The sequence below is a fragment of the Candidatus Tisiphia endosymbiont of Nemotelus nigrinus genome (assembly GCF_964026475.1).
Classification (GTDB): Bacteria; Pseudomonadota; Alphaproteobacteria; order Rickettsiales; family Rickettsiaceae; genus Tisiphia.
Genome location: NZ_OZ032151.1, coordinates 341,439 through 367,744 on the forward strand (window position 1 = coordinate 341,439; position 26,306 = coordinate 367,744).

23 protein-coding genes, 1 tRNA gene and 3 pseudogenes are annotated in these 26,306 nt (G+C 32.0%); 16 read left to right on the forward strand and 11 right to left on the reverse strand.

What is annotated here, in order from left to right:
• Positions 1-3: 3 nt before the first annotated feature.
• Genes ftsH through AAGD39_RS01680 form a run of 3 tightly spaced genes read right to left on the reverse strand, consistent with a single transcriptional unit; the run spans position 4 to position 3,619 of the window.
• Positions 4-1,890 carry an ATP-dependent zinc metalloprotease FtsH gene (gene ftsH / locus AAGD39_RS01670; protein ID WP_341756907.1) on the reverse strand — a complete coding sequence of 629 codons (1,887 nt, stop codon included), beginning with the start codon at positions 1,888-1,890 and terminating at the stop codon, positions 4-6.
• 11 nt (positions 1,891-1,901) lie between these two features.
• On the reverse strand, positions 1,902-3,215 hold the full coding sequence (tilS, locus tag AAGD39_RS01675; RefSeq protein ID WP_341756908.1) for a tRNA lysidine(34) synthetase TilS: 1,314 nt from the start codon (positions 3,213-3,215) through the stop codon (positions 1,902-1,904).
• The gene (locus tag AAGD39_RS01680; protein WP_341756909.1) at positions 3,215-3,619 is read right to left on the reverse strand and encodes a hypothetical protein; all 405 of its coding nucleotides are present in this window, start codon (positions 3,617-3,619) and stop codon (positions 3,215-3,217) included. Before AAGD39_RS01680 ends, tilS begins: the two co-directional genes overlap by 1 nt.
• Positions 3,620-4,009: 390 nt before the next feature.
• Here AAGD39_RS01680 and AAGD39_RS01685 point away from each other — a divergent pair, with 390 nt between their 5' ends.
• The gene (locus tag AAGD39_RS01685; protein WP_341756910.1) at positions 4,010-5,512 is read left to right on the forward strand and encodes an Npt1/Npt2 family nucleotide transporter; all 1,503 of its coding nucleotides are present in this window, start codon (positions 4,010-4,012) and stop codon (positions 5,510-5,512) included.
• Positions 5,513-5,529: 17 nt separating this feature from the next.
• Here the strand turns inward: AAGD39_RS01685 and AAGD39_RS01690 are convergent.
• Positions 5,530-6,384: pseudogene (locus AAGD39_RS01690) on the reverse strand (IS481 family transposase); the annotation flags it as partial.
• A 621-nt stretch (positions 6,385-7,005) separates the two neighbouring features.
• On the opposite strand from AAGD39_RS01690, the gene AAGD39_RS01695 reads away from it, so the two are divergent.
• From AAGD39_RS01695 to AAGD39_RS01715, 5 genes and pseudogenes are all read left to right on the forward strand, one after another.
• Positions 7,006-7,082 (forward strand) — tRNA-Asp (locus AAGD39_RS01695).
• A 585-nt stretch (positions 7,083-7,667) separates the two neighbouring features.
• Positions 7,668-8,069, forward strand: coding sequence for a hypothetical protein (locus AAGD39_RS01700; RefSeq protein ID WP_341756911.1), 402 nt, complete (start codon positions 7,668-7,670; stop codon positions 8,067-8,069).
• Positions 7,991-8,875: pseudogene (locus tag AAGD39_RS01705) on the forward strand (IS481 family transposase); the annotation flags it as partial. The gene AAGD39_RS01700 and the pseudogene AAGD39_RS01705, both read left to right, overlap by 79 nt.
• A 185-nt stretch (positions 8,876-9,060) precedes the next feature.
• Positions 9,061-9,420 (forward strand): hypothetical protein, encoded by a 360-nt coding sequence (locus AAGD39_RS01710; protein WP_341756912.1) that lies wholly within the window; start codon positions 9,061-9,063, stop codon positions 9,418-9,420.
• A 99-nt stretch (positions 9,421-9,519) separates the two neighbouring features.
• Entirely contained in the window at positions 9,520-10,242 is a 723-nt protein-coding gene (locus AAGD39_RS01715; RefSeq protein ID WP_341756913.1) for an HD domain-containing protein, read from the forward strand.
• On the opposite strand, the gene AAGD39_RS01720 is transcribed toward AAGD39_RS01715, so the two are convergent.
• Both AAGD39_RS01720 and AAGD39_RS01725 read right to left on the reverse strand, forming a co-directional pair.
• The gene (locus AAGD39_RS01720) at positions 10,133-11,479 is read right to left on the reverse strand and encodes an MFS transporter (protein WP_341756142.1); all 1,347 of its coding nucleotides are present in this window, start codon (positions 11,477-11,479) and stop codon (positions 10,133-10,135) included. The two genes, AAGD39_RS01715 and AAGD39_RS01720, sit on opposite strands and share 110 nt — an antisense overlap.
• Positions 11,480-11,816: 337 nt before the next feature.
• Entirely contained in the window at positions 11,817-12,083 is a 267-nt protein-coding gene (locus AAGD39_RS01725; protein ID WP_341757203.1) for a BolA family protein, read from the reverse strand.
• 77 nt (positions 12,084-12,160) lie between these two features.
• On the opposite strand from AAGD39_RS01725, the gene AAGD39_RS01730 reads away from it, so the two are divergent.
• Complete coding sequence (locus tag AAGD39_RS01730) at positions 12,161-13,393, forward strand: EAL domain-containing protein (protein WP_341756914.1); 1,233 nt, start codon at positions 12,161-12,163, stop codon at positions 13,391-13,393.
• A 356-nt stretch (positions 13,394-13,749) separates the two neighbouring features.
• Positions 13,750-14,070: pseudogene (locus tag AAGD39_RS01735) on the forward strand (transposase).
• Positions 14,071-14,241: 171 nt separating this feature from the next.
• Here AAGD39_RS01735 and AAGD39_RS01740 read toward each other — a convergent pair.
• Positions 14,242-14,367 carry a hypothetical protein gene (locus tag AAGD39_RS01740; protein WP_341756915.1) on the reverse strand — a complete coding sequence of 42 codons (126 nt, stop codon included), beginning with the start codon at positions 14,365-14,367 and terminating at the stop codon, positions 14,242-14,244.
• Positions 14,368-14,457: 90 nt separating this feature from the next.
• Between AAGD39_RS01740 and AAGD39_RS01745 the strand changes: the two genes are divergently transcribed.
• On the forward strand, positions 14,458-15,408 hold the full coding sequence (locus AAGD39_RS01745) for an IS481 family transposase (protein WP_341756916.1): 951 nt from the start codon (positions 14,458-14,460) through the stop codon (positions 15,406-15,408).
• Here AAGD39_RS01745 and AAGD39_RS01750 read toward each other — a convergent pair.
• The 4 genes from AAGD39_RS01750 to AAGD39_RS01765 form a co-directional block, all read right to left on the reverse strand.
• On the reverse strand, positions 15,405-15,926 hold the full coding sequence (locus AAGD39_RS01750; protein ID WP_341756917.1) for a transposase: 522 nt from the start codon (positions 15,924-15,926) through the stop codon (positions 15,405-15,407). The genes AAGD39_RS01745 and AAGD39_RS01750 overlap by 4 nt on opposite strands.
• A 345-nt stretch (positions 15,927-16,271) precedes the next feature.
• Positions 16,272-17,705 (reverse strand): tetratricopeptide repeat protein, encoded by a 1,434-nt coding sequence (locus AAGD39_RS01755; protein WP_341756918.1) that lies wholly within the window; start codon positions 17,703-17,705, stop codon positions 16,272-16,274.
• A 44-nt stretch (positions 17,706-17,749) separates the two neighbouring features.
• A complete protein-coding gene (locus tag AAGD39_RS01760; RefSeq protein ID WP_341756919.1) occupies positions 17,750-18,535 on the reverse strand; it encodes a hypothetical protein in 786 nt (261 codons plus the stop codon).
• A 444-nt stretch (positions 18,536-18,979) separates the two neighbouring features.
• Positions 18,980-19,930: a transposase gene (locus tag AAGD39_RS01765; protein ID WP_341756716.1), complete on the reverse strand. Its 951-nt coding sequence runs from the start codon at positions 19,928-19,930 to the stop codon at positions 18,980-18,982.
• Between the two features lie 402 nt (positions 19,931-20,332).
• On the opposite strand from AAGD39_RS01765, the gene AAGD39_RS01770 reads away from it, so the two are divergent.
• From AAGD39_RS01770 to nuoE, 7 genes are all read left to right on the forward strand, one after another.
• Positions 20,333-20,779: a hypothetical protein gene (locus AAGD39_RS01770; RefSeq protein WP_341756920.1), complete on the forward strand. Its 447-nt coding sequence runs from the start codon at positions 20,333-20,335 to the stop codon at positions 20,777-20,779.
• A 229-nt stretch (positions 20,780-21,008) separates the two neighbouring features.
• Positions 21,009-22,361: a M23 family metallopeptidase gene (locus AAGD39_RS01775; RefSeq protein ID WP_341756921.1), complete on the forward strand. Its 1,353-nt coding sequence runs from the start codon at positions 21,009-21,011 to the stop codon at positions 22,359-22,361.
• 571 nt (positions 22,362-22,932) lie between these two features.
• Positions 22,933-23,400 carry a hypothetical protein gene (locus tag AAGD39_RS01780; protein ID WP_341756922.1) on the forward strand — a complete coding sequence of 156 codons (468 nt, stop codon included), beginning with the start codon at positions 22,933-22,935 and terminating at the stop codon, positions 23,398-23,400.
• A gap of 20 nt (positions 23,401-23,420) precedes the next feature.
• Positions 23,421-24,026, forward strand: a complete 606-nt coding sequence (gene lspA / locus AAGD39_RS01785; RefSeq protein WP_341756923.1) for a signal peptidase II — start codon at positions 23,421-23,423, stop codon at positions 24,024-24,026.
• The gene (locus tag AAGD39_RS01790; RefSeq protein WP_341756924.1) at positions 24,027-24,278 is read left to right on the forward strand and encodes a DUF3035 domain-containing protein; all 252 of its coding nucleotides are present in this window, start codon (positions 24,027-24,029) and stop codon (positions 24,276-24,278) included. It abuts the gene before it with no gap.
• 341 nt (positions 24,279-24,619) lie between these two features.
• A complete protein-coding gene (nuoD, locus tag AAGD39_RS01795) occupies positions 24,620-25,795 on the forward strand; it encodes an NADH dehydrogenase (quinone) subunit D (RefSeq protein WP_341756925.1) in 1,176 nt (391 codons plus the stop codon).
• Positions 25,792-26,289: an NADH-quinone oxidoreductase subunit NuoE gene (gene nuoE, locus AAGD39_RS01800; RefSeq protein ID WP_341756926.1), complete on the forward strand. Its 498-nt coding sequence runs from the start codon at positions 25,792-25,794 to the stop codon at positions 26,287-26,289. Before nuoD ends, nuoE begins: the two co-directional genes overlap by 4 nt.
• Positions 26,290-26,306: the final 17 nt, after the last annotated feature.

Consider the following 26,306-nt stretch of genomic DNA (forward strand, 5'->3'; position numbering starts at 1 on the left):
ATCCTATAAGTCTTTTTTCCGAATTGGCTTCTTAATTTTTATAGTACCATTATCATCATTTTTTACTGGAAATGAATTTACCTCTTCTGAATTTATCGCTCTACCACTAAGCAAGTTTTTAATCTGCTGACCTGAAAGTGTTTCATGTTCAATTAATATTTTAGCTAATAGATGGAGTTCGTTAATATGCTCAGTTAGTATATTTTTTGCAAAATTATAGCCTTGTTCAATAATTTTTTTAACCTCTGCATCAATTAATTCTGCTGTATGTACAGAAGTATGACCTGCTCCTCTACCATTAGCATACAGATCCTCATTGCTCGAACCGTGATATACTGGTCCTATTGCATCACTTAGTCCCCAATCGGTTACCATAGCTTTAGCCATTTGGGTTGCCATTTTAATATCGGAAGAAGCACCAGAGGTAACTTTATCTTTACCAAAAATAAGTTCTTCAGCTACTCTGCCTGCCATTGCTACCGCTATGTCAGCTTCCATTTTATCACGTTGTATAGAAAAACGATCATTTTCCGGTAATCGCATTACCATACCAAGTGCTTTACCTCTTGGAATAATAGTTGCTTTATGAATTGGATCAGAAGCGGGACAGTAAAGCCCAACTAATGCATGCCCACCTTCATGATAGGCAGTCAGTTTTTTCTGCTCATCTGACATAATCATAGAACGTCTTTCCACGCCCATTAACACTTTATCTTTTGCCTCTTCCAACTCCAGCATATTAATTTCTTTCTTTCCTTTACGGGCAGCAATTAATGCTGATTCATTAACAAGATTAGCAAGTTCTGCTCCTGAAAATCCAGGAGTTCCTCTAGCTATGATTCTAGGTACTATATTCTTAGCACATTTTATCTTCTTCAAATGTACTTGTAAAATTTGTTCCCTACCGTCAATATCTGGATTAGGCACAGTTATTTGACGATCAAATCTTCCTGGTCTTAATAAGGCAGTATCAAGTACATCAGGTCTGTTGGTTGCGGCAATAATCACTACTCCTTCATTATCTTCAAACCCATCCATTTCAACTAACATCTGATTTAATGTTTGTTCACGCTCATCATTGCCCCCCCCCATACCAATACCTCTGTGGCGACCTACCGCATCTATTTCATCAATAAAGATTATACAAGGTGCATTACGCTTCCCTTGTTCAAACATGTCACGTACACGGCTTGCACCGACACCAACAAACATTTCAACAAAATCAGAGCCAGAAATACTAAAGAATGGAACGTTTGCTTCGCCTGCTATAGCTCTTGCTAATAGGGTTTTACCTGTTCCAGGTGAACCTATTAATAAACAGCCTTTGGGAATTTTACCACCAAGTTTTTGGAATTTGCTTGGGTCTCTAAGAAAGTCAACAATCTCAGTCAATTCTTCTTTAGCTTCGTCAATACCAGCTACGTCTTTAAAAGTAACTTTTGGACCTTTATCTGAAATTAGCTTGGCTTTAGATTTGCCAAAACCCATAGCTTTTCCGCCACCTTGCATTTGTCGCATGAAAAACACCCAGCCACCTATCAATAGAATCATTGGGAACCATGAAATGAATATGCTAAACAACAAGTTCATCTTGGTATCAGGGGGGACTACCTCAATATGTACGCCATTACTACTTAAGCGGTTTATTAAATCTGGATAGTCAGGAGCATAAGTTGAAAAAGGTGTGCCATCACTTAGGGTTCCATCAATTATTCTGCCCTGAATTTTAACAGAACTAACTGCTTTTTCATCAATTTTGGTTAAAAAATCTGAGAAAGAGATACTACTCTTTCCTCCCATAAAACCATCATTTTGAAATGCATGAAAGACAAGCACTATTAAAACAAAAATCGATACCCAAATTAGAACATTCTTACCTTGATTATTCATCTACGACTCACCTAACAGAAATGCGTAAAACGCGATATAAAATTGGGAGAGAAAGAAACATCAAGCCCTTCTCTCAAACCATTGCCATTATAGTATGATATATGGGGTATGGCTATAACTTTTTCAAGTATCTTGACTACTGGTAGAGTGAATAAAATAGCAACATGATTATTGAAACTGGTATTTTTCAGTATTGTTAAATCTAAATCTTGCTTTATTTTACTATAATTCTCGATCGTTAGGTTACTTATCAAATAGTCTGAATTATTTGTAAAACTTCCTGCAAAACGGAATCTACCATCCCACACATCTACATTATTAAGTTTAATATCCATCGGCAAACTCCTACCAAATTCCCGGTAAATTATCAGATTATTACTAGTTCTTTTTATTACACAGCCATGTAGTGTTTTAGTAAAATCCATTTGTTGTTGCAATAATACCATTATCCTGCTTACCCCGCTCGTTCTGCTACTACGATTCCTACCGCTAATAATGATAAGGACAAAACTGATTAACTGTAATATTATTTCGTTAGAGAATTCTATAACCTTTAATAAATTTATAGTAGCAAAACCGAATTGATAAATTTTTACTGATTCTGCGATACAGGCAATCAATTCAGGTTGCAATTTTTCTTCTACTAATTGGTTAATTGTAGATTGCTCAGAAATTATTTGATTTTTTACATATTCTCCTTGTTGAGATAATTTTTTTCTAATAATATTTCGTTGGTATTTGTCGGATTTATTCGATTCATCTTCAAACCATTTTATATTATTGGTAATTAAATATGTTACTAATTGTTGTTTTGGTATGTTAAACAATGGTCTCACTATTCTAACATTATTATACCAGTTAATATTGCTACCACTAAGTCCAAATATACTACTTTTTTTTTCTGATCTTAGACAATAATTCTCTATATAATCATCTAAGTGATGGGCCGTTAAAATTGTCAATATATCTAATTTTCTACATAAATCAGTCATTAATTGATAACGCCCTTCCCTTGCCCTTGCTTGTAAATTAGAAAAATTATTTTGGTGATCGAAATGCAGTAGGTGATAGGTATGTCCTAATTTATGGCTTAAATCTCGGACATACTCATGTTCCAGCTTAGATTGTTCCCGCAAATGATGATCAACTAACATCACAACTACGTTAATATTTTTATTAATACTATTAGTGCAGACCCATTTATGTGTTAACATTAAAAGGGCTATGGAATCAGAGCCACCTGAAACAGCTAAGGCAATAGACCTCACCCGAGGTCTATTGCCAATTAGTTTCTCAATATTCTGCTGAAATTGTTGATAAAGCATTATTTAGCTGAATCTTTTTTGACAGATTTATTTTCCGTAGATTTAGGATTTTCTTGATTTTTTCTTAGAGATGAAATCCTTTTTTTATATTCCCGCTCCTTACGAAAATACTCTTGAGCTTCTTGTGAGATTTTGTTATATAAGTCACGTTTTTGACCATTAAGTTTAGCAACTGCTATACGATATTCTTTTATTTCTTCTCTCAATTTTGCAGAAACTCCTGCAGCATAAGAAATGAACTCATCAATAATTTTTTGTAATTCATTATCGCTATTGACAGTAGCACTATTAATATTAGTTTGGTTGGCATTTGACTTTGTGGGTGGCGTAGTAGTTGCTATACTATTTGAGCTTAGTAATAATAATCCTAGCATAGTAATAATTAATCTCTTTTTTTTTATCATTTATACACTCCTAAAATATTTTTATATAACTTTTAATTGCTAAATGTGAAAACTAGCAGAAATAAATATACACTATAATAATTCTATATAGCTATTATCTTTTTTAATCCCAATCATATTTATATTGATTATAACTAACCCCTGTCATTGCGAGGAGGCATAAATCGGCGAAGCAATCCAAAAAGTGACCAAATTTGATTGCTTCGTCGACCTTAGGTCTCCTCGCAATGATGGCATGGACTCCGTCCAAACCCATCAATGGACTCCGTCCATGTATGACGGAGTGATGCTAATCGGGTTAACTATACGAAGAGAATTAATCATTTTATTTGACTTTTCTTGTATATATCTATATAAAGTGCACTGACTATATAATGATAATAAAACGGTATGGATAAGGTGAAAGATAATAGTTATTTCTCAGAAATAAGAAGAGTGGTTTGGCCAATTGAAGGGCATGAAAATAAAAAATTCTTGCCTATGGCGGCTATGATGTTTTGCATTTTGCTTAACTATTCTACTCTTAGATCAATAAAAGACGGGTTTGTAGTAACATCTATTGGTCCTGAATCAATAAGTTTTGTAAAAACTTATGTAGTTTTACCAATGGCAATACTACTTATGGTTGCTTATGTAAAGCTTTGTGATCTTTTAAAAGCAGAAAATGTTTTTTACACTGTGACCGGTTTTTTTCTAGCATATTTTGTGCTGTTTACTTTTGTATTATATCCATATCCAGAGTTGGTACATCCTAATCCTGAAACAATTGATGCATTAAGTATTGCATATCCAAATTTTAAGTGGTTTATTAGGGTGGTTGGTAAGTGGAGTTTTGCAATTTTTTATGCTATATCCGAACTTTGGGGAAGTATGATGCTTAGCTTATTATTCTGGCAATTTGCTAACCAAATTACTAAAACTGAAGAGGCGAAACGCTTTTATTCTATGTTTGGTATGTTAGCAAATTTATCTTTACCAGTTACTGCATTAATACTTGGTTATTTTTTAAGCAAAGAAACTCAAATAGTTTCAGAACATTTAAAATTTACCCCACTGCTTCTTATTATGATGTGTAGTGCTGTAGTTATCATGTTATTGTATAGATGGATGAATCGACATGTTTTAACCGATCCCACTTTATATGACCCAACAAGTAAAGCTAGTAATAAGAAAAGCAAGGTTAAGCTATCTCTTATGGAAAGCTTTAAAATGATTTTTAGCTCAAAATATTTAGGGCTTATTGCCTTACTAATTATATCTTATAGTGTGTCAGTAAATCTTGTAGAAGGTGTATGGAAGTCAAAAATTCAGCAACTATATCCAACTAAAGAAGAATATACTATGTATATGGGGCAGTTCCAGGCTTGGCAAGGTGTGACAGCTATATTGTTTATGATTGTTGGTTCTAACATTTTAAGAAGGGTTTCTTGGTTTACCGCCGCTATGATTACTCCTTTGATGATGTTAATTACTGGGGTTGCTTTTTTTGCTTTTATTTTCTTTGATAGCACTATTGCGATGTATGTTACTGGTCTATTTGCTTCTGGACCTTTGGCAGTAGCAGTGATGATTGGGATGATTCAAAATATTTTAAGCAAGGCAACAAAATACTCACTATTTGATGCTACCAAGAATATGGCATATATTCCTCTTGATAAGGATCTTAGAACAAAAGGGCAAGCGGCAGTAGAAGTTATAGGTGGTAGATTCGGTAAATCTGGAGGGGGTATCATCCAGTCAACATTCTTTATTTTGCTTCCTACTTTTACCTTTGTTGAGGCTACTCCTTATTTTGCTAGTATATTTTTTGTTATCGTAATATTGTGGCTATATGCAATTAAAGGACTTAATAAGGAATATCAAATTCAGATTCATAGCAAGTCTGGAAATTAATTAGTAGCTGTTATATTCTACGTGTTTAGTCCCAGGGAGTGGAGGTTAGGGTTAATAATAAATTTATTTGGATCAGATGTCCATGTTTTTATGATAAATTCATAAGGAGTTAAAGCTTTAAGAGCTTTAAGTCTTTTTGCGAAATTGTAGGCATTGATAAAATCATATAAATGTTGTTTAAGTTGCTGATGATTGTCATAATAAAAACGTTTAACAGTTGCCTCTTTAATAGTACGATTCATACGTTCTACCTGTCCATTAGTCCATGGATGATTAACTTTTGTTAGCCTGTGTTCAATATTGTATTCATAGCAAATACGATCAAAAATATGCATCCAAGCATGCTTATCTACTGTTCTGTTAGTAAATTGAATACCATTATCTGTCAAAATAGTATGAATTTTATAAGGTATAGCTTTAATTAAATTACGAAGAAATTGTGCTGTTTCTGTCTTGGTACATCTTGGTAAAAGTTCTACATACACAAACTTTGAAGTGCGATCAATAGCAACAAATAGATAGAGTTTACCTTCTTCTGTTTTGACTTCAGCAATATCTATATGGAAATAACCAATTGGATAAAGTTTAAACTTCTTCTTGGTTTTGTTATTTCCTTTTACTTCCGGTAACCTACTAACATTATGGCGTTGAAGAAGTCTATGTAAAGAAGATCTAGTAAGCTTGGGAATACTAACTTGTAAAGCATATAAGCAATCATCTAAAGATAATAAAGTGTGTTTACGAAATGCTATACACATAGCTTCTTCTTCAGAAGTTAATACTGTAGAAGATGGTTCTTTGGGACCCATACAAGTATCTTGTAATGTAGTTCGTTTCTTCCACTTAGCAACTGTTTTAGGATTAATAGAATATGATTATATTAATTTAAATTGAATCTGTTGTAAAGGTTATTGGATTTCTAATTGTTATAAAACTTATATATATCCATGATTTAACCGACTTATACCAAATTGCGTTAATAAATAGAGTTATATAATGCGAAATTACCCATAGATTTAATTTTGTTTTTATAGTTAAAAAGTGAAATTAGTGCTGCAGATAATTTGTTAATTACAGAATCAATTGAATTAAAAAGTTTATTCATACAATTCTTTATCTTTTACTTCATCCCAAATATGTTCTACCAGATTTAAATCTTACTTTTACCCACAAATATTTTATCAAAAAAACCTTAGGCATTAGTTTAGAGAAATAAAAGGAAAAATGCATTCTTGAAGCGATTCTTCGAATGCATTTTAACTGATTTACGATAATAATCTTATTTTTATATAGTATAAAAATAAGATTATTGTCAAACTAATGTTTAACAATTAGGTGTCAAATCGCTTTAAGCCTGATTGTTTCTATATACACCCCTGAGTTCGATGTAACAAGTTACATCGAACTCAGGCTATGTAGGAAGTCTACTACAAGTTCTTGACAGAAGAATTAACTTTATATATATTACGACTTGCCTATAAGGTATTGATAAAGGGGGTGTAGCTCAGTTGGTTAGAGCGTCTGCCTGTCACGCAGAAGGTCGTGGGTTCAAGTCCCATCACTCCCGCCAGTCCTTATCAGCCTTCCAGCGTTTTCTTATTTTACTAAAAATTTCATATGTGATTCATATGTAACTTCTCAGACAAAATTCCCCAATTTTGACCTACAAAATAGTTTGTTTTTAACCCTATTTTAGGGGGCATTATACTTCTTTTTTGAAGAATTGGAAGGTAACACAAGGGTGAACGAGCGGAATGTATAAAATTTGGTTTCGCAAATGCCCTGAAGTTTTACGAAACCAATTTTTTAAAGCAGAAGAAAGGTATACGATTCGTAGCAACGGAATTTTTACAACAACTGGTTACAATCTACAACTAATTATATAATCATTGCATAATTGTCACTAAAATAAACATCTCTCTAATTTGTTATAAAAAATACTTTACATACCAAAATATATTATATACCTTATAAAGCATATTGTTTTTTATGAACAAAGAAATTTAAACTTTGTATATTACAAAGTTTGTTCAGTTGCATTAATTATAGCTAACAAGACTAACATTATGCCAAGTTCACAAACGTCATTGCGAAAAGCTACTTTAGTAGCGACGAAGCAATCTAATAATTTAAGTAAAAAAACTAAAGAGGCTTTATGGCTAAAGAAAGATTACAAACATTAAAGAATAAATTCTCTAGTTTAAGTAATAATCCACTGATGGATATTGACGGAAATTTGAGTACCCTGCAGAGCAAATTGAGTAGCGAAACATCTTCTTACAATAGTTATGTATCGCAGAATAGTAGTTTATCTTCACAATTATCGCAAGCTCAAAATGATCTTGCTAATAAGCAAAGTACCCTTAGTAGTACTCAATATAGTCTTAGTAATATTCAATATACTCTCACTAGGTGTTTAGTCCCAGGGTCAGGGTGTAATGTTGTATATTATAAAGAATTACCATCAAGAGAGGAATTATGGGACAAATATTACACGGCTGTGCCAAAACGACAGAGGCAATACGTTTCGCAATCCAAAATAGTCAAGAGAGCTTAAAGACTTTAGCAAGAAAATATTCTATTAATCCTAAAACAGTTGCTAAGTGGAAGAAACGAACTACATTACAAGATACTTGTATGGGTCCCAAAGAACCATCTTCTACAGTATTAACTTCTGAAGAAGAAGCTATGTGTATAGCATTTCGTAAACACACTTTATTATCTTTAGATGATTGCTTATATGCTTTACAAGTCAGTATTCCCAAGCTTACTAGATCTTCTTTACATAGACTTCTTCAACGCCATAATGTTAGTAGGTTACCGGAAGTAAAAGGAAATAACAAAACCAAGAAGAAGTTTAAACTTTATCCAATTGGTTATTTCCATATAGATATTGCTGAAGTCAAAACAGAAGAAGGTAAACTCTATCTATTTGTTGCTATTGATCGCACTTCAAAGTTTGTGTATGTAGAACTTTTACCAAGATGTACCAAGACAGAAACAGCACAATTTCTTCGTAATTTAATTAAAGCTATACCTTATAAAATTCATACTATTTTGACAGATAATGGTATTCAATTTACTAACAGAACAGTAGATAAGCATGCTTGGATGCATATTTTTGATCGTATTTGCTATGAATACAATATTGAACACAGGCTAACAAAAGTTAATCATCCATGGACTAATGGACAGGTAGAACGTATGAATCGTACTATTAAAGAGGCAACTGTTAAACGTTTTTATTATGACAATCATCAGCAACTTAAACAACATTTATATGATTTTATCAATGCCTACAATTTCGCAAAAAGACTTAAAGCTCTTAAAGGTTTAACTCCTTATGAATTTATCATAAAAACATGAACATCTGATCCAAATAAATTTATTATTAACCCTAACCACCACACCTTGGGACTAAACACCTAGATGAATTTCTAGAAAATAATAAAACCATAAAGCAAATAGGTCTTAGAGGCAATGATATTGGTGATGAGGGAGCGGATATACTGGCAGACCTTCTAACAAATAATGAAATTATAAAGCAAGTGGATATTAGTAGCAATAATATTACTGACAATGGAGCAATCATACTAGCAAGACTTCTAAAGAAGAATAATACTATAAAGACAATATGTCTCAATAATAATATTATTAGTGATGTTGGGATTGTCCAGCTTGTTAAAGCTTTGGAAACTAATAGAACCATAAGCCAAATAAACCTTAGCTATAACAATATTACTGACAATGGAGCAATAACACTGATAGGACTTCTAGAGTTTAATAATAAAATTACAAGCAAAATAGTAATAGATTTCACAGATTTTGACAATGAAAATATTAGTTATCAAGTAGAAGAGCTGTTAATTGAAACTCTAGAAAGCCACAATAAAAAACTGTGGGTATAATTTTAAAAATATTTATCTTTTTTAAAAAAGTAAATGCTTGAAAGTAGTAGGATTTTAGTTTAATATAACTTATGATTAAAACAATGTGTTAGGTATTTTATGGAAGATCTTCATAATTGGCAGTCAAAATTTGAATCTTGTGAATATGTTGAGAGGTTACTCAATAAACTAACTCAGCTTAACCAGCAAGTAAAGCAACCAGTAGATATTGATGAAGTTAAAAAGGGTATCTATTACGCCAAAAAATATCATGGTGTGCAGAGGCGACAATCCGGAGAGCCGTATTACTCTCACCCGATAGAAGTAGCGTACATGGTGGCACAGCACACAGCATTAGAAATACCCCCATATTTCAGGACTGATATGATCGTTACCAGTTTACTGCATGATACTATTGAAGATACAGCTCTGACTAAAACTATGATTGATAATATCTTTGGTAGTCAGATTGCTAATCAGGTAGAAGACTTAACCAGAGTGAAGGTAGACAGAAAAATTAGTGCAGCAGAAACGGTAGAATTATTATGGGTACAAAAAAAATATGATGTCTTAATCATTAAGCTATTCGATAGAATTCATAATGTAGAAACTATTGGGGTAAAATCGCCAAAAAAAATTAAGAAGATAATAGAAGAAACTCTTAGCAGATTTATGAGTCTTAGTATCTACCTTGGAAGCCCAAAAATTGAGCAAATATTAGTAAGGTTATGTTTTAAGAATATGCAGATACAGAATGATCACCAAACTTTACATGATAATTTCCTGCTTCCTTCTCTAGTTTCACAAAGTAAAATACTCCAAATCCATAACCTATTGCCATAGATACTATAATCAAGGACACTCCCCATTGCCCAAAATATTTCTCACAATAGATAATTCCAAATGATGTAGTGATATGCATGATAGCACGAGATATAGCGTATATAAAGCCACCATAAGTAAAGCGTTTAAAAATGGGAATATGAGTATAAAAGACAGGGGTCGCTGGATTAGTGCTAAGTACAAATAACATAAAAAATGATTGAAGTGCAAATAGATGTAATGGACTGTTTATATGGCTTAGCAAGTAAGGACAAAGCAAAGCAACCGGACAGAATATAAACAGTTTTGCTTTCAATATCTTTAATGGATGTATTTTATAACTTAAATACATTAATAATATATAGCCAACTAAATTCACCATTGATACGATAAAATTTTGATTAATTACTTCTTCTGGTTTATAACCAAACTGATTTTTAAGAATATTTCCACAATAAATATATGTAAAATAAAAACATAGTGGCCATCCACACTGTATTAAAAATAAAGCTATAGTTGTTTTTTTACTTACTTTCTCATGCAATATAGGGTCACCTTGTAATTTAACCATACTTACACCTGATTTAGCTAAGATATTTTTTAACCGACGTGTTGCATCTGCAAAGTCCGTTGTTTCTTTTAGTGCTGTTCTTGCAATACCACCAACCATTGCAATTAGTGCTCCGAGCAAAAATGCAATACGCCAATTAAATTGATATTTAGTTGTAATGGATGCAACACCTAAAGCTACTGTTCCTCCTAAAATAGAAAAAATTGCAATTAACATTACAGCCGGATATTGTATAGGTGGTTTTACGAATTCAGTTAAATAAATCTCTGCACCTACTATTTCTCCCATAGATGACATACCCTGTAACATGCGGCACATGGTAACTAACCATGCGGCGACTATACCTATTTGTTCATATGTTGGAAGAGTAGCAATTATAATGCATGAAATAGACATAATAAAGGTTGTGATAATCACTATTGGTTTGCGACCAATTTTATCACCGATCCTACCGAAAATAAGTGCCCCTACAGGTCTTAAAACAAAAACTGAGCAAAATGCAAAAGCAGACTGCAATGAAGAGGTAAAAGGATCGCTTTTTGGGAAAAAAAGCTCATTTAGAAGAACCGCCATATGTACATATAGCATCAGATCAAAATACTCTAAAAACGTTCCAACTGAAAGTAACCCAACAGCTTCTTTCTGTTCCTTGGTTAAGCTCCTTTGTTCTTGCTGATGTCCTATCATTTTTCTACCTTACATTTTTATTCTAGTACTAATAAACATAGTGATGGTTTGGCTAATGATAGCAAGAAAAAATAGATGTAGGAAATTGAAATAATAAATTTTTGCTTGCAACAATATCACGGTACTCAAATAAAAGCCTAGACACTTATATCATAATTTAAAGATATAAGTGTCTAGCACTACAGTTGTAGACTGAATAAATTATAGAAAATTTGAGGGTTTTCTTTACAATATAGTTTCTAGTTTTTGAAATCTACAACTGTAGTGTTAGCTATAGCGGCAATTGTAAGTAAAATACTCAAATTTCTTATAATTTATTCAATCTACAACTGTAGTACTAATCTGTAGGATAGTTAGGTTTTTTCGTATCAATTGATAATGCATGTAACCCACTAGCTAGCTCATCTGATAAAAGATTGTTAATCATTTTATGTTGTTCTATCAAGCTTTTTCCTATAAAAGCTGTTGAAAAAATTTTAATTGTAAAATGACTCTCTGTAGCTCCACCAGTATGGCTAGAATGTTTGGAGCTTTCATCAATTATTTCACAATAATGTGGTTTTAACACATCTAATTTGCTTTTTATTCTATTTATTTTGCTCATAATTTTATAATATAAAACTTTTACTTGTATCATTCTACTAGGATTTTAGTATTTAGTAAATTTACATTAGTTGAGTTATGATAAAATTAGATACGGAAATTAAAAAATCGGTTAGAAATTTACAATTTGAGCTTGATAAAGTAGAGCATGGATATTGTATCTCTTTTAAGCTATTAAATTATGACGAATTGAATGCTATGATGGTAGGAAACATTAGCATAATTGACAAGCTTAATAAAATTATTTCTAAAGTTTGCACTGAATTAATTAGCACTTCTATCACATCAATTTATAAACACATTGAACATGATAAAATATTATTAGTTTTACCTATATCAGACCCAAATCTAGTCAAGCAAATCGTATTAAAAATACATTTATTATCCCAACTTTATGTTGACGAGCTGCTACCTACAATTTATATGAATTGCAGTATTGCTAGCATAGAATTTCCCAAATTTAGCAATAAAGCCGAAGAAATTTATAATTTATTAAACTGGCTAATTTCTTATCAAGGTGACCAGAATTATTATCGTGAGTACGACTATAAATATTATAATATAGAATGTATTAAAGAGTCTAATAAACAGCTTAATCTTTTAAGAAAAGCTCTCTCAAACAAAACAATAGTTTTTGCTTATCAGCCAGTTGTTGATCGTAAAACAATGAAAGCTCATTACTATGAATGTTTACTAAGGATTCCTGACACAGAAAACCATCTGTGTTCTGTAGGAGCAATAATCCCAGAAGCTGAAAAGAAAGGTTTAATTTTTATAGTAGATCAAGTAGTGCTAGAAATGGCAATCAAAGAATTAGATGCTAACCCAGACTTAATGTTGGCAGTTAATATCTCAAATATTGGTACATTAGATGCTCCTCTGTTGGTAATAGCAGAGAAATTATTACAAACATATGATGTCTCAGGAAGGTTAATTATCGAAATCACTGAAACTAGCCTTAATCAGCATTATCAACAAATAACATACTTTATGCACAGATTAAGAAAATATGGTTGTAAATTTGCTTTAGATGATTTTGGATCTGGGTTTACTTCATTTAAACAATTACAAAATCTGCCAATAGATATTATTAAAATTGATGGTAGCTATGTACGTAACATCACTAGCAATCTGCAAAGCCAAGACTTTATTAAAAGATTAATTAGTCTCTCTGAGGATTTGGGTATTCAAACTGTAGCAGAATTTGTTGAGAATGGCAAAATTGCCAAATTCTTAATCAATCTAAAAATTGATGCGATGCAAGGTGATTTCTTCTCATCTGCATTGGTTAATCAATTAATTAAAAAATGAATAATAAACTATAGTGACCCGAATTGTCAAACCAAAAAAAATAAGTTAATCCGTTTTTAACTATTTAGAAATTAACTATTTTTTATAATTAAAAAATACAGAAGCACCTACCTTTATGATCCATACTGATTTTAATATTATGCTCAATTAGACACTGTTAACAAAGCTTATTTAGTTGGTGAATAAAGTCTTTTTTGCTGCAAATTATAAGATTTTTTTGAAATAGGTACACTATTCCAGCAGAAATCTTATTAATTTTCGCTAAAAAATCCATTAATTCATCAATTAAATAAGCTTTGTTAACAGTGTCTAATCTATCAGGTAAGCTAGAAGATTTATATGATAAAATTTACTGTATGCGTGGAGATATGGAAAATCGTATAAAAGAGCAACAGTTAGAGCTGTTTGCCGATCGCACTTCATGCCATAAATAGTGGGCTAATCAACTCAGACTAATTTTATCGAGTCTTGCCTATACATTAGTAGAATATATACGTGACAAGTTTTTGCAGGGTACTGAATTAGCTAAAGCACAGGTAGGAACGATACGTTTGAAATTGTTCAAAATCGGAGCAGTAATTATTCGCAATAGCAGACGTATCAAGTTTCTGCTATCTTCTTCATATCCTTATCAACATATATGGAATGATATATTGCAGGTTTTAGCTCTAACCTGAATATTGCATGAGAAGAGGTTTATGGTATGGTTGTATGAATTTTGAAAATTAAAAATTAGCAAAGTAGAGAAAAGGGGGTAAAAATGCTCTAAAATCGATAATTTTCTGATTTTAGATAAAATCCCCCCTTACCCCATTTTATCTAAGCACCGGGAACAGTGCTAATTTAGCTCATTCTAGAGCTAAAACCTGCAATATATTATTCCATATATGCTGATAAGGATATGAAGAAGATAGCAGAAACTTGATACGTCTGCTATTGCGAATAATTACTGTTCCGATTTTGAACAATTTCAAACGTATCGTTCCTACCTGTGCTTTAGCTAGGTGTTTAGTCCCAGGGTGTAATGTTGTATATTATAAAGAATTACCATCAAGAGAGGAATTATGGGACAAATATTACACGGCTGTGCCAAAACGACAGAGGCAATACGTTTCGCAATCCAAAATAGTCAAGAGAGCTTAAAGACTTTAGCAAGAAAATATTCTATTAATCCTAAAACAGTTGCTAAGTGGAAGAAACGAACTACATTACAAGATACTTGTATGGGTCCCAAAGAACCATCTTCTACAGTATTAACTTCTGAAGAAGAAGCTATGTGTATAGCATTTCGTAAACACACTTTATTATCTTTAGATGATTGCTTATATGCTTTACAAGTTAGTATTCCCAAGCTTACTAGATCTTCTTTACATAGACTTCTTCAACGCCATAATGTTAGTAGGTTACCGGAAGTAAAAGGAAATAACAAAACCAAGAAGAAGTTTAAACTTTATCCAATTGGTTATTTCCATATAGATATTGCTGAAGTCAAAACAGAAGAAGGTAAACTCTATCTATTTGTTGCTATTGATCGCACTTCAAAGTTTGTGTATGTAGAACTTTTACTAAGATGTACCAAGACAGAAACAGCACAATTTCTTCGTAATTTAATTAAAGCTATACCTTATAAAATTCATACTATTTTGACAGATAATGGTATTCAATTTACTAACAGAACAGTAGATAAGCATGCTTGGATGCATATTTTTGATCGTATTTGCTATGAATACAATATTGAACACAGGCTAACAAAAGTTAATCATCCATGGACTAATGGACAGGTAGAACGTATGAATCGTACTATTAAAGAGGCAACTGTTAAACGTTTTTATTATGACAATCATCAGCAACTTAAACAACATTTATATGATTTTATCAATGCCTACAATTTCGCAAAAAGACTTAAAGCTCTTAAAGGTTTAACTCCTTATGAATTTATCATAAAAACATGGACATCTGATCCAAATAAATTTATTATTAACCCTAACCTCCACTCCCTGGGACTAAACACCTAGGTTTTGAGCTGGTTACAATAGAACCTTGCTAAAATACTTTTTAGCAGTTTCTTAGAAGAAGTAGCGTCAAAATCAAGTATCAACTGTTTTGGTGCAATTCTATGAGATTCGATAAACTTGTCAATCATCAGCTTGTGAGCTTTAAAAGCAAATTGACGCTCTGCTTTGTTTTCTAAACGACACAAAGTAGAGCTACTAGCCATATCATCAACTGTGTCTATACTTGTTTGCAAAGCTGGACACTTCCTTAAATTATCGTGATCATTTAAATCTTCATAACCAAGAGCAATCGAGTAAATACGCTGTTTTAGCATTGTGAGAATAGTATGAGTAATTTTATCAGAATCTCGCTTATCAGGAAAATTTTTAGCCAGTTCATTGGTTAGACCAAGCCTCTTATCTACTTCTCTTAGCAATAATACACCTCCATCACTGCTAATATTACCTCCTGTAAAATTTATTTCCATTTGACGATTTTTTACTTTCGATTGGTAATTTAATCCTGTACAATTTGTCATGACAAAACCTTCTGTATAATGTTCTTTTAACACCGATATTATACCATATTACGAGGGTTTTGTCTCCTGACTTTCATGCATTATTCAGGTTAACCTCAATTCGATATAAGAATTATTAATTCTTATATCGAATTGGCTTTGTTATAGGGCAAAATGCATTCTTGAAGCGATTCTTCGAATGCATTTTAACTGATTTACGATAATAATCTTATTTTTATATAGTATAAAAATAAGATTATTAGCAAACTAATGTTTAACAATTAGGTGTCAAACCGCTTTAAGCCTGATTGTTTCTATATACACCCCTGAGTCTTACTTCCATTTACCGTGAATTGCTGACCTAATCTAGTTTCCTTTCGCCCATAAGTCCATATTATATTGTTTACAATACTCAAACATAGATACAGTATTAGGGTGCTTTATCCCAAACTCCTTAACCTGCGGTTTACCAAAAAATTTATAACTAAATAAGTTTTTTGCTTTACATGCTGCTTTAGCTCCTTGACTATACAAATCACTAACTTGTGATACATTTTTACGATTATCTCTATATAAATAATAGTATATGTTATAAGCCTTATTATAGGATTTTATAGCTTCTTTTATATTATCTTGGGCAAATAGAATATCACCTTGCACTACATAACTAGCAGCTAAGTTGGGGTTTTCCGAATAATCTGCTCCTTTGTGATTCCTATGCTCATTGGCTAGAAATATGGAGATAGCCTGATTAACATGTTCTGAGGCTTGGTCTAGCTTACCCAACCCTAACGCACTTTTTGCCATTTGACTATAAATACGACCAAATATTTCGTGATCCTCTTTTTTAGAAGATTTATACAAATTATATAATTGTTCAAGTTGAACATATGATTCTTGGTATTCGTTAAGATAATTCAATATTTCTGCCTTACGAAGGTAAGGATTTATAAGAAATATATCATTGGGACTTCTTCCATTTTTTATGGATATTTCTATATTTTTATTAGTTTGCTCTAATGATTCACTATATTTACCTTGTATAAATAATAAGCTTGCCCTAGCACTATATATATAAGATATGTCACTTTTGTCCATTAAACCTTCATTAAGCATTTGCTCCATAACTTGAATGTTTTCTTCTGCTGCTTGTCCCCATCCTAATATAATATTATATGTTGCTAAACTAAAAAATACAGTCCATTTGAAAGATTCATAACCTTTAACATTATCTAATATTTCCTTCGCTCTTGTATAATAATCTATTACTATCCTATTATTAGAACAAATTCTATGATACCAACCTATAAGCTGTATATAACGTGCATATGCATATTTTTCATCATTATTCATCAACCATAATTTAAACTTGCCAGTACCATTTTGATCATTTCTATTGAACCAATTAACTAACTTTTCTGCATTAGGATAATCGAAATAATTGATAGATCGTACCATTAGTTGCATATTCAGTTGCATAAGTTTATATATATTAACATCATATTTCTTAGCATTTCTACTAAGTATCTCAAAATTTTCATGCATAGTTTTCGCTTTCCTAAAAAGCTGGGCTTTTATCAAACTATTTGGCACACATCCAACTAATTTAGTAATAATATCCTCTAAATAAGCTTTATTATACTTACCACAATTAATCTCGGCTATTTTCTCAGCAATAACATCATGCATTTCAAAAACAGGATTAGTATCATTGGGATCAATGTTAGATATTAAGGAAAATTTAGAAAGTTGGTAAATATCATCGTTTATGGTACTTTGATCATCAGTAATAAAACTCAATAATTCTTTTGAAAAGCCTTGATTATTTAATAATGCTATTTTATTTAATAATCTTTAGCATTTGGCTTTAATTGATCGATAGCTAATGTAATATTTGATTTAATTCTATCTGTTGATTGGTAAATTTTCTTCCTATACCCTTCTCTATCTAAACCTTGCACATTATTTAATAATTGTATACCTTGTACTATCAGGATAGGATAACCAGCAAATTCTTTGCTCAAGAATTCTGCTGATTTTGGGTCGTTATGTTCTAAAATATTGTTAACAAGAGTAATGACGTCACCTTTTTCAAATGCAGTCATTTTAACTATGTTTGGTAATATTTCACTATCTTGGGAGCAAAATATAACATGTCCGTTATGTTCCCAATCAACAAATTCTTGAACTTTTTCATTCCTCCCTATCTTTAGATTATCAAATACTATTAACCATTTATCTTGGCTCGATAAATAGTTCATTACTTCTTTTCGTATTGATTTTATATCTTCTGATACTAGATTAGATTTAGCAGTACTATTGATAGTTTTTGCTAGTTTTAACAATTCTTGATTAATATCTAAATTACAATCAATAAACCAAATAAGTTTATAATTATTTTGATTCTCATAAGAATACATTCTAGCAAGTTGGGTTTTCCCCATTCCACTGGTTCCTATGATACTTACTTGTCTATGTTTAATTAAATTATTCTTGAGTAAATTTAGTTGTCTGACATGATTAACAAAATAAGTAACCGGTGGAACAAAATTAGATATAGATATTTGTTGTTGAGCAAATGAATTAAAGGGCATTATAAATATCAGTAATAATATTAAGTATTTATTCATTTTTTGCTCCTAATGAACGGTTTCAAGAAAGTGTATTAATTCATATTAATTTTACCTACTAAATAAGATTAACATGACTAAGACATGCTTAGAAATCAAAATTATATTTTCACATCTAAAAGTTATAATTTTTAAATTACCATAATTATATAATTTATCGCTAGTAGTTCAAAATAACTCAGTACCTTACGCATAATTTACATGGCAATTTAAAAATTGCAGGATAAGTACAAGGCACTATTAGACACTGTTAACAAAGCTTATTTAGTTGGTGAATAAAGTCTTTTTTTGCTGCAAATTATAAGATTTTTTTGAAATAGGTACACTATTCCAGCAAAAATCTTATTAATTTTCGCTAAAAAATCCATTAATTCATCAATCAAATAAGCTTTGTTAACAGCAATTATCTTTTATCTAAATTTTCAAAAAAATAAAAATATTTATCTAAATAACAAAACAACGTTTTTGTTGAATAAGTTTATGGCATACTTCAAGTAGTTTACGCATGCATGCAACTATAGCAACCTTTTTAGGTTTAAAATTGTTAACAAGCCTATCATATAAAGCTTTCAAATATTGAAAACCATTTTTGACACCGTTTTTACCAGCCAATACCGCCATATATAAAGCATATCGTGGTATTTTTCTGCCACCTCTAATAAATCTTCGTCCTTGCTTATTACCACTATCACGGGCATAAGGAGCTATCCCTACAATTGCTGACAATTCATTACTACTATAATTTTTATTCCCTAATTCAGGTAAAAAACTAATTAGTTTTTTAGCTACGCATTTACCAATACCAGGCACACTCTCTAATATTTTTACCTTCTCTTTCAACTCTTCTGACTCATCTATTACTTCACTTAATTTTTTATCAAGCTCAGCTATTTCATTCTGTAAAAATTTAATGAGCTTTTCTATACTCTTTTTATCAATACCATCAATACTATGATGTAGCCTCTTCTTTTCATTGCTAAGCATTAATACTAAATCTTCTCGCCTTTGCTGATATCTCTTCAAAGTATCGGATTCAACTTGATATAAATAATTAGCTGAAAGCTGCATCTTATCGCCATAATATGCTAATTTAAATGCGTCCTTCTTATCAGTTTTACACAAATTCACCGATTTACTAAATGAATTAAAGCTATATGTATTGACTTTATGTACCTGTTGTTTATTATTATACAATTTTTGGCAAATATCCGCTTCATAACCTCCAGTAGGTTCACATACTATTAGCTTAATTTCTTGTTCTTTTGTTAATTTTATCAGTTCTTCATGCCCTAACTTATCGTTGGAAAAACGATTATATATCGGTTTATTGTTAGACTCATATAAACATATATCTAACCATTTTTTACTTACATCTAGACCTATTATTTTACTCATGATATAATCTCCTTCATCTTATTGTGCAAGGCTGCTGTTTCCAGCACCTTCTGCAATTTGTTCAAAGCAAACTTTGTAAGAGGGTACTTATTCTGTTTACGACTATTTCAGTCCAGTGTCTATCAAGTCACCCTCTTACAATTACTTATATCATAATTTAAAGATATAAGTGTCTAGCGAGACCACGTGGTGTAGGAGGGGCAATCCACATTCATTGCTTCGTCACCACACCAAGGTGACTTCTCGCTAATAGCGCTGTGCTTTTTTCCCTATGATTTTCAAACTCCATGCATGAGAAAATAAGTAAAAATTAGCAATTTTTTTATTGTAATTTATTTTTCTATGCTCCATATTGGTAGAGCGGCAAATAATAATTCGAATAAACCTTTTAAAGGTGACTTTATGCAAATTTTATTTTTTCTTATACTAATGCTTTTTGCTGAAAACTGTTACGCGGATTTCTCTCTTAATTCTTCTATACAATATGAAGTTGACAGTAATACAGGACATAAATACCTTAAAGGGTCTATACCTAAGGAGGCTGTAGAACCATACTTAAAGCATTTGAAAACCATTCTCTCACCAGAGGATTACAAAAAATACACGCAAAATCAACAAAAACGTGATGCGGGAAAATATCATATTACTATAATTAGACCTGATGAGTATAAAACCTTGAATACAGATTTTTCGAATTTTATAGGATATCCTATAAGTATTAGGTGTTTTGGTATCGGGAATATTCGAGAAGGAGATAACGAAACATATTTTCTAGTGTGTCAAAGTCAAAATGCTGCTAATTTAAGACAGTATTTTAAGTTACCTACACAGACTTGCATGTTACACTAGGATATAAAGAAACAGATATTTTTGATTGTCCAAAAGATAAATCTTCTTTAATTTCTCCTTATTCTCTTTTAGAGTAATAGGCGACAAGTTGTTGACTGTTTAAAACTCATCAGCCACTTGCTATTTTTAACTTAACAACTAACTAGATTGACTTTAGACGCTTATATCTTAAAAATGTGATATAAGTGTCTAGATAACTATACTGCAACTAATTACACGAGTAAGCCTAATGCAAGCTGTTATCCACCTTATATTAACAAATCCACAAATCAAATCTAAATTTAGAACTGGTTTTTCGTACTTTTCTATATTCATTTTTATGGGCTTTGCTACTTTTGTATCTTCATCGATCAATAAATTCATTAATGACACTATGTCAATTAGTATAGCCGAACTAGAAACAGTTGAGTCCTTAAAAGAACTATCGGATGAAATATCCCAAATTGTCACGGTCAAAAAAGGTGATACATTAAAGGCAATACTTTTGCATCAACAAATTCCAAGTAAAGAAATAACCCAAATTGTAAAAATAGCAAGAGACAAAAATATTGAATCTTCTCTGAAGATAGGACAGCAACTAGTTTTTGATTATGAAATAAAAATTATTGAACAAGATGATGAAGATCTTGCTTCTGAATCACGAACATTGAATAGAATAACTATAGCGTATGATAAAGTCAAATCTTTAGAAATTATTAGAGAAGGTGAAGATTTTATTGCAAGAGACGTAACCAAAGTTTTCAATAAGCTATTAACCAAATCGTCGGTAGTTATTAATTCAAACTTTATGTCAGCTTTAAAAGCGTTAGGGTTATCGAGTAATAGTATAATTGAAATGATCAACTCGTATAGTTATCAAATTGATTTTCAACGTCAAATTAAAAATGGTGACACTGTAACTGTTATAAACGAGAAATTTGTTACCAAGGATGGTAAATTTTCCCATCATGGTAAGGTTTTATATGTGTCACTTAATTTATCCGGCAAAGAATATAATATTTTTCGATATTCTCCAAATAATGCACAAAATAATCATGATTTCTTTTCTGAAGATGGTAAAAGTGTTAAAAGAAGTTTGCTTAGAACGCCTGTCAAATTAGTTAGAATTTCCTCACATTATGGTAATAGACATCATCCCACTTTAGGTTATACCAAAATGCATAAAGGGGTTGATTTTGCTGCTCCAACTGGTACGCCGATTTATGCAGCAGGCAATGGGGTGATAACCGAAATAGGATGGAAATCTGGTTACGGGAAATTTATACAGATCAAACATAGCCAAAATTTATCAACTGCTTATGCCCATGCTTCTAATTTTGCTAAAAATCTTAAACCAGGCAGTATAGTGAAACAAGGGCAAGTTATTGCGTATGTTGGTAGTACTGGTAGGACTACCGGAGCTCACTTACATTATGAAGTTAAAAGAAGTGGTAAGAACGTAAACCCTATGCATGTTAAATCTACTCCTGGCGTAGAACTTGCTGGCAAGCAATTGGCACAATTTAAACAATTTAAAAGTAAGATAAGATCTTTAAGTAGTGAACTTGATAATAAGTCAGAAATTGCTGAGACTGCCCTGTGAAAGCTTACAGGGCGACTTAAAAGTCGCAGTTAATGATAGAAAGCGCTAAATTACAGAAACAAATGGTTGTCATCGCGAGCCACGAAGTGGCGTGGCGATCCAAATAAACAGCGGGCTAGTTTTATTTTTTGTCGCTGCAACTTTTGGATTGCCACGTCGCCGCTTTGCGACTCCTCGTAATGACGTTTATGCATTTTCTAAAACAAATTTTTCTACCATTAATTGCGACTTTTAAATTGCCTGGAAAGCTTAGCCCGGATATTGCATGAAGGTATCAATATTTATCTCTGAACCCCTTGTAATATAAGGAGTTTGGAAGAATTGCACAAAAATACAAATTGTATATTTAAAATTTTATATATTTTAGCCTGTAACCCTCATGAGAGAAGGGCTAGCACAATTGATTCATTTCTATCATGCAATATTCGGGTTAGAAGTAAAACTTCTTTAAAGCCCAAGGAAAAGTCATATAATATACTTTTCGGCTTTGAAGAATTATTTTCTAAAAGCAAAAGATATACTTGAATAATTTACAAAATATTACAAACAAAAGGCTTTGGGTATCAACATTATGTTTAAGAAATTAACTAACTCAATTATAGTAGTTTTATGGATTGGTCTAGCATCAGTATATGCAAAAGATGCTCCAATTGTTAATGCAGATGAAGTAGATATATCAATAGAAATTCCCATGAGTCCTGTTAAATTTCCTTTATTTAAGGAAGATAAAAAAGATATAGACGCACTTATAAAAAAGCTTGATAGTAAGAGAAAACGAGAAATTGTTTTCTCAATATCTAGTGACAAATCTCAGTTAAAGAGATGGCAACCCTATTTGACTGAAACTAACCATTCGGATGTTCATACTCCTAGTGTTCCATATACTCCTAGTGTTCCATATATTCCTAAGCTCCCGTGCATTAACCCAATTGATAATTACAACCAGAACAGCATTGTAATTCTTGAAGATAATGAATATTTCTATATAAAAAAACATGCAACTGGTTCAGTAAGACGCTATAAGAAACCCTTGCGGTAAAAAATGGAATAGAAAACTAAATGCGTATACCATTAACATTAAAAAAGATATTATTAATTATTCGTCAGAATAGTCGTATAGTTATTAAACTGGTGATTATAGATCAATTAGTAAAATGGTGGTTTATAAATCATTTAAGGGGCAAGGTCGGCCTTACGCTAGAAGTGACAAGCTTTTTAGATATAGTTTATAGCTGGAATCATGGTATTAGTTTTGGACTGCTGAGAAACTATTATCAGTATAGTAACATGTTTTTTACAGTTGTTGCCTCTGCTCTTATAATATATTTATGGTATCTCTTATTAAAATGTAAGACAATGACAGGCTTTGTCGGTTATAGCTTTGTCATTGGTGGTGCTATCGGTAATTTGATCGATCGTTTTGTTAATGGGGCGGTATTTGATTTTATTTATTTTCATTATAAAGATTTTGGTTTTCCAGTATTTAATCTAGCAGATAGTTTCATTTCATTAGGTGCAATATTCTTGTTACATGATTATTATAAAACCAAGAAAATTATTGAACAACAACAAGATATTAAATATAATCACACTATGATACAAGCTGAAGCAGATAGGATTCGTGAGCTTGATTTTAAGGAAAATATAAATTTAAAAGGAGATTGAGTGCGTATAATTTTTTGGTTATTTGCTATTTTAATAGCATTGTCTGCCTGTAATAAAAAGGTAAAAGAAACAATAGGTATAGTGACGCCTGGTCCTGATGAATACAAGGTAGAACGTAATAAAACTTTAGAAATGCCACCCCACTATGACTTACCGACTATTGAAAAAAAAGATAAAGAAAGCCCTAAAGCCCACACTCCAAAAACTCTTAATGATGGTGAACAAGCTCTGATAGAGGAAATAGAGAAGTAAGACTAAATTATATAATTTTTTTACTTTTTCACTTAGTGGACAAAAATTTTGGTATATACTCAAAGATATAGAGCTAACTTATCATAGTAAATTGGCGTCTATTAGCGAGGAGACACTTTAGTGGCAACGAAGCAAAGTATCAACGTCATTGCGAGACGCTACTTCAGTGGGCGACGAAGTAATCCAAAAGACCAGAAGTGGATTGCTTCGTCGTGCTGACACACTCCTCGCAATGACGTTTGGGGAACTTTGCTTCGTAGCGCTTCATCGCTACATGGACCAAGTAATACTATTCTGGTTAGCTATATAGAGAAATAACAATTGCCGGAGTCTAAAACAAGGTGAGTGATAATAATAAAAGTGTTGTGTTAAATTTTGGTCCACAACATCCAGCTACCCATGGGGTTTTAAGATTGATCTTAGAAATGGACGGTGAGGTGATAAATAAGGCAGACCCACATATTGGTTTACTGCATCGTGGTACTGAAAAATTAATTGAGCATAAAACATATCTGCAAGCTATACCATACTTCGATCGATTAGATTATGTATCGCCAATGTGCCAAGAGCATGCCTTTGCCTTAGCCGTTGAAGGGTTGCTTGGCTGCCAAGTTCCAAGACGAGCGAAATTTATTCGAGTGCTATTCTCTGAACTTACCCGTATCCTTAATCACATAATGAATATAACAACCCAAGCCCTAGATGTTGGAGCTACTACTCCTCTATTATGGTTATTTGAGGAACGTGAAAAAATTATGGAATTTTATGAGCGTGTATCTGGTTCTAGAGTGCATGCAAATTATTTCAGACCTGGCGGCGTTGCCCAAGATTTACCAGATGGTATATTAGAAGATATCGATATTTTTATTCAACAATTCTCTAAAAAATTACAAGATGTTGAAACCTTATTAAATGATAATAGGATTTGGAAACAACGTCTAGTAGATATCGGAGTAGTAAGCCAAAAAGAAGCTATGGATTGGGGATTTTCTGGTCCAATGCTGCGAGGCTCAGGTATTGCCTGGGATCTCAGAAAAACCAATCCTTATGATGTATATGATGAACTAGATTTTGATATACCCATTGGCAAAAATGGTGATTGTTATGATCGATATTTGGTTCGTATTGAAGAAATGTACCAATCGCTTAAGATTATACAACAATGTCTTGAAAAAATGCCAAATGGTGCTATTAAAACCGATGATCCTAGAATTGCACCACCCTCAAGAGAAAAAATGAAAGAATCAATGGAAGCCATGATTAATCATTTTAAACTTTACACTGAAGGATATGATGTGCCAAAAGGCGAAATATATAAATTTGTTGAAGCACCAAAAGGCGAGTTTGGTGTGTATTTATACTCTGATGGAACAAACAGACCTTATAGATGCCGGATTAAAGCCCCTGGGTTTGCCCATCTCCAAGGTCTAGATTTCATGTCAAAAGGACATTTGATGGCAGATGTGGTAACCATTATTGCCAGTCTTGATATTGTTTTTGGAGAAATTGACCGATGAATGATGAACCACTAAATTTTAGTTTTAATGATGAAAATTTAAAAAAAGCTCAGAATCTTATTAAGAAATATCCTGAAAATAAACAAAAAAGTGCGATCCTACCACTGCTTGATCTTGCCCAGAGGCAAATGAATGGTTGGTTACCTAAAGCATCGATAGAATATGTAGCAAATTTTCTAAATATACCTTTCATCAGAGCATATGAAGTTGCAACATTCTATACCATGTTTAATCTACAACCAGTAGGGAGATATCATATACAAATTTGTGGTACTACCCCTTGTTGGCTAAGGGGTAGCGATAAAATTGCTACTATCTGTAAGAAGAAACTTGCTATTAATTTTGGTGAGCTAACCAGTGATAAAAAATTTAGTCTTACAGAAGTTGAATGTTTAGGAGCTTGTGTTAATGCCCCGGTTATCCAAATCAACGATGATTTTTTTGAGGACTTAGATGAAGAAGGCATGGCTAAGTTAATTGATAGCCTTACTTAATATTTATTTAATATAAA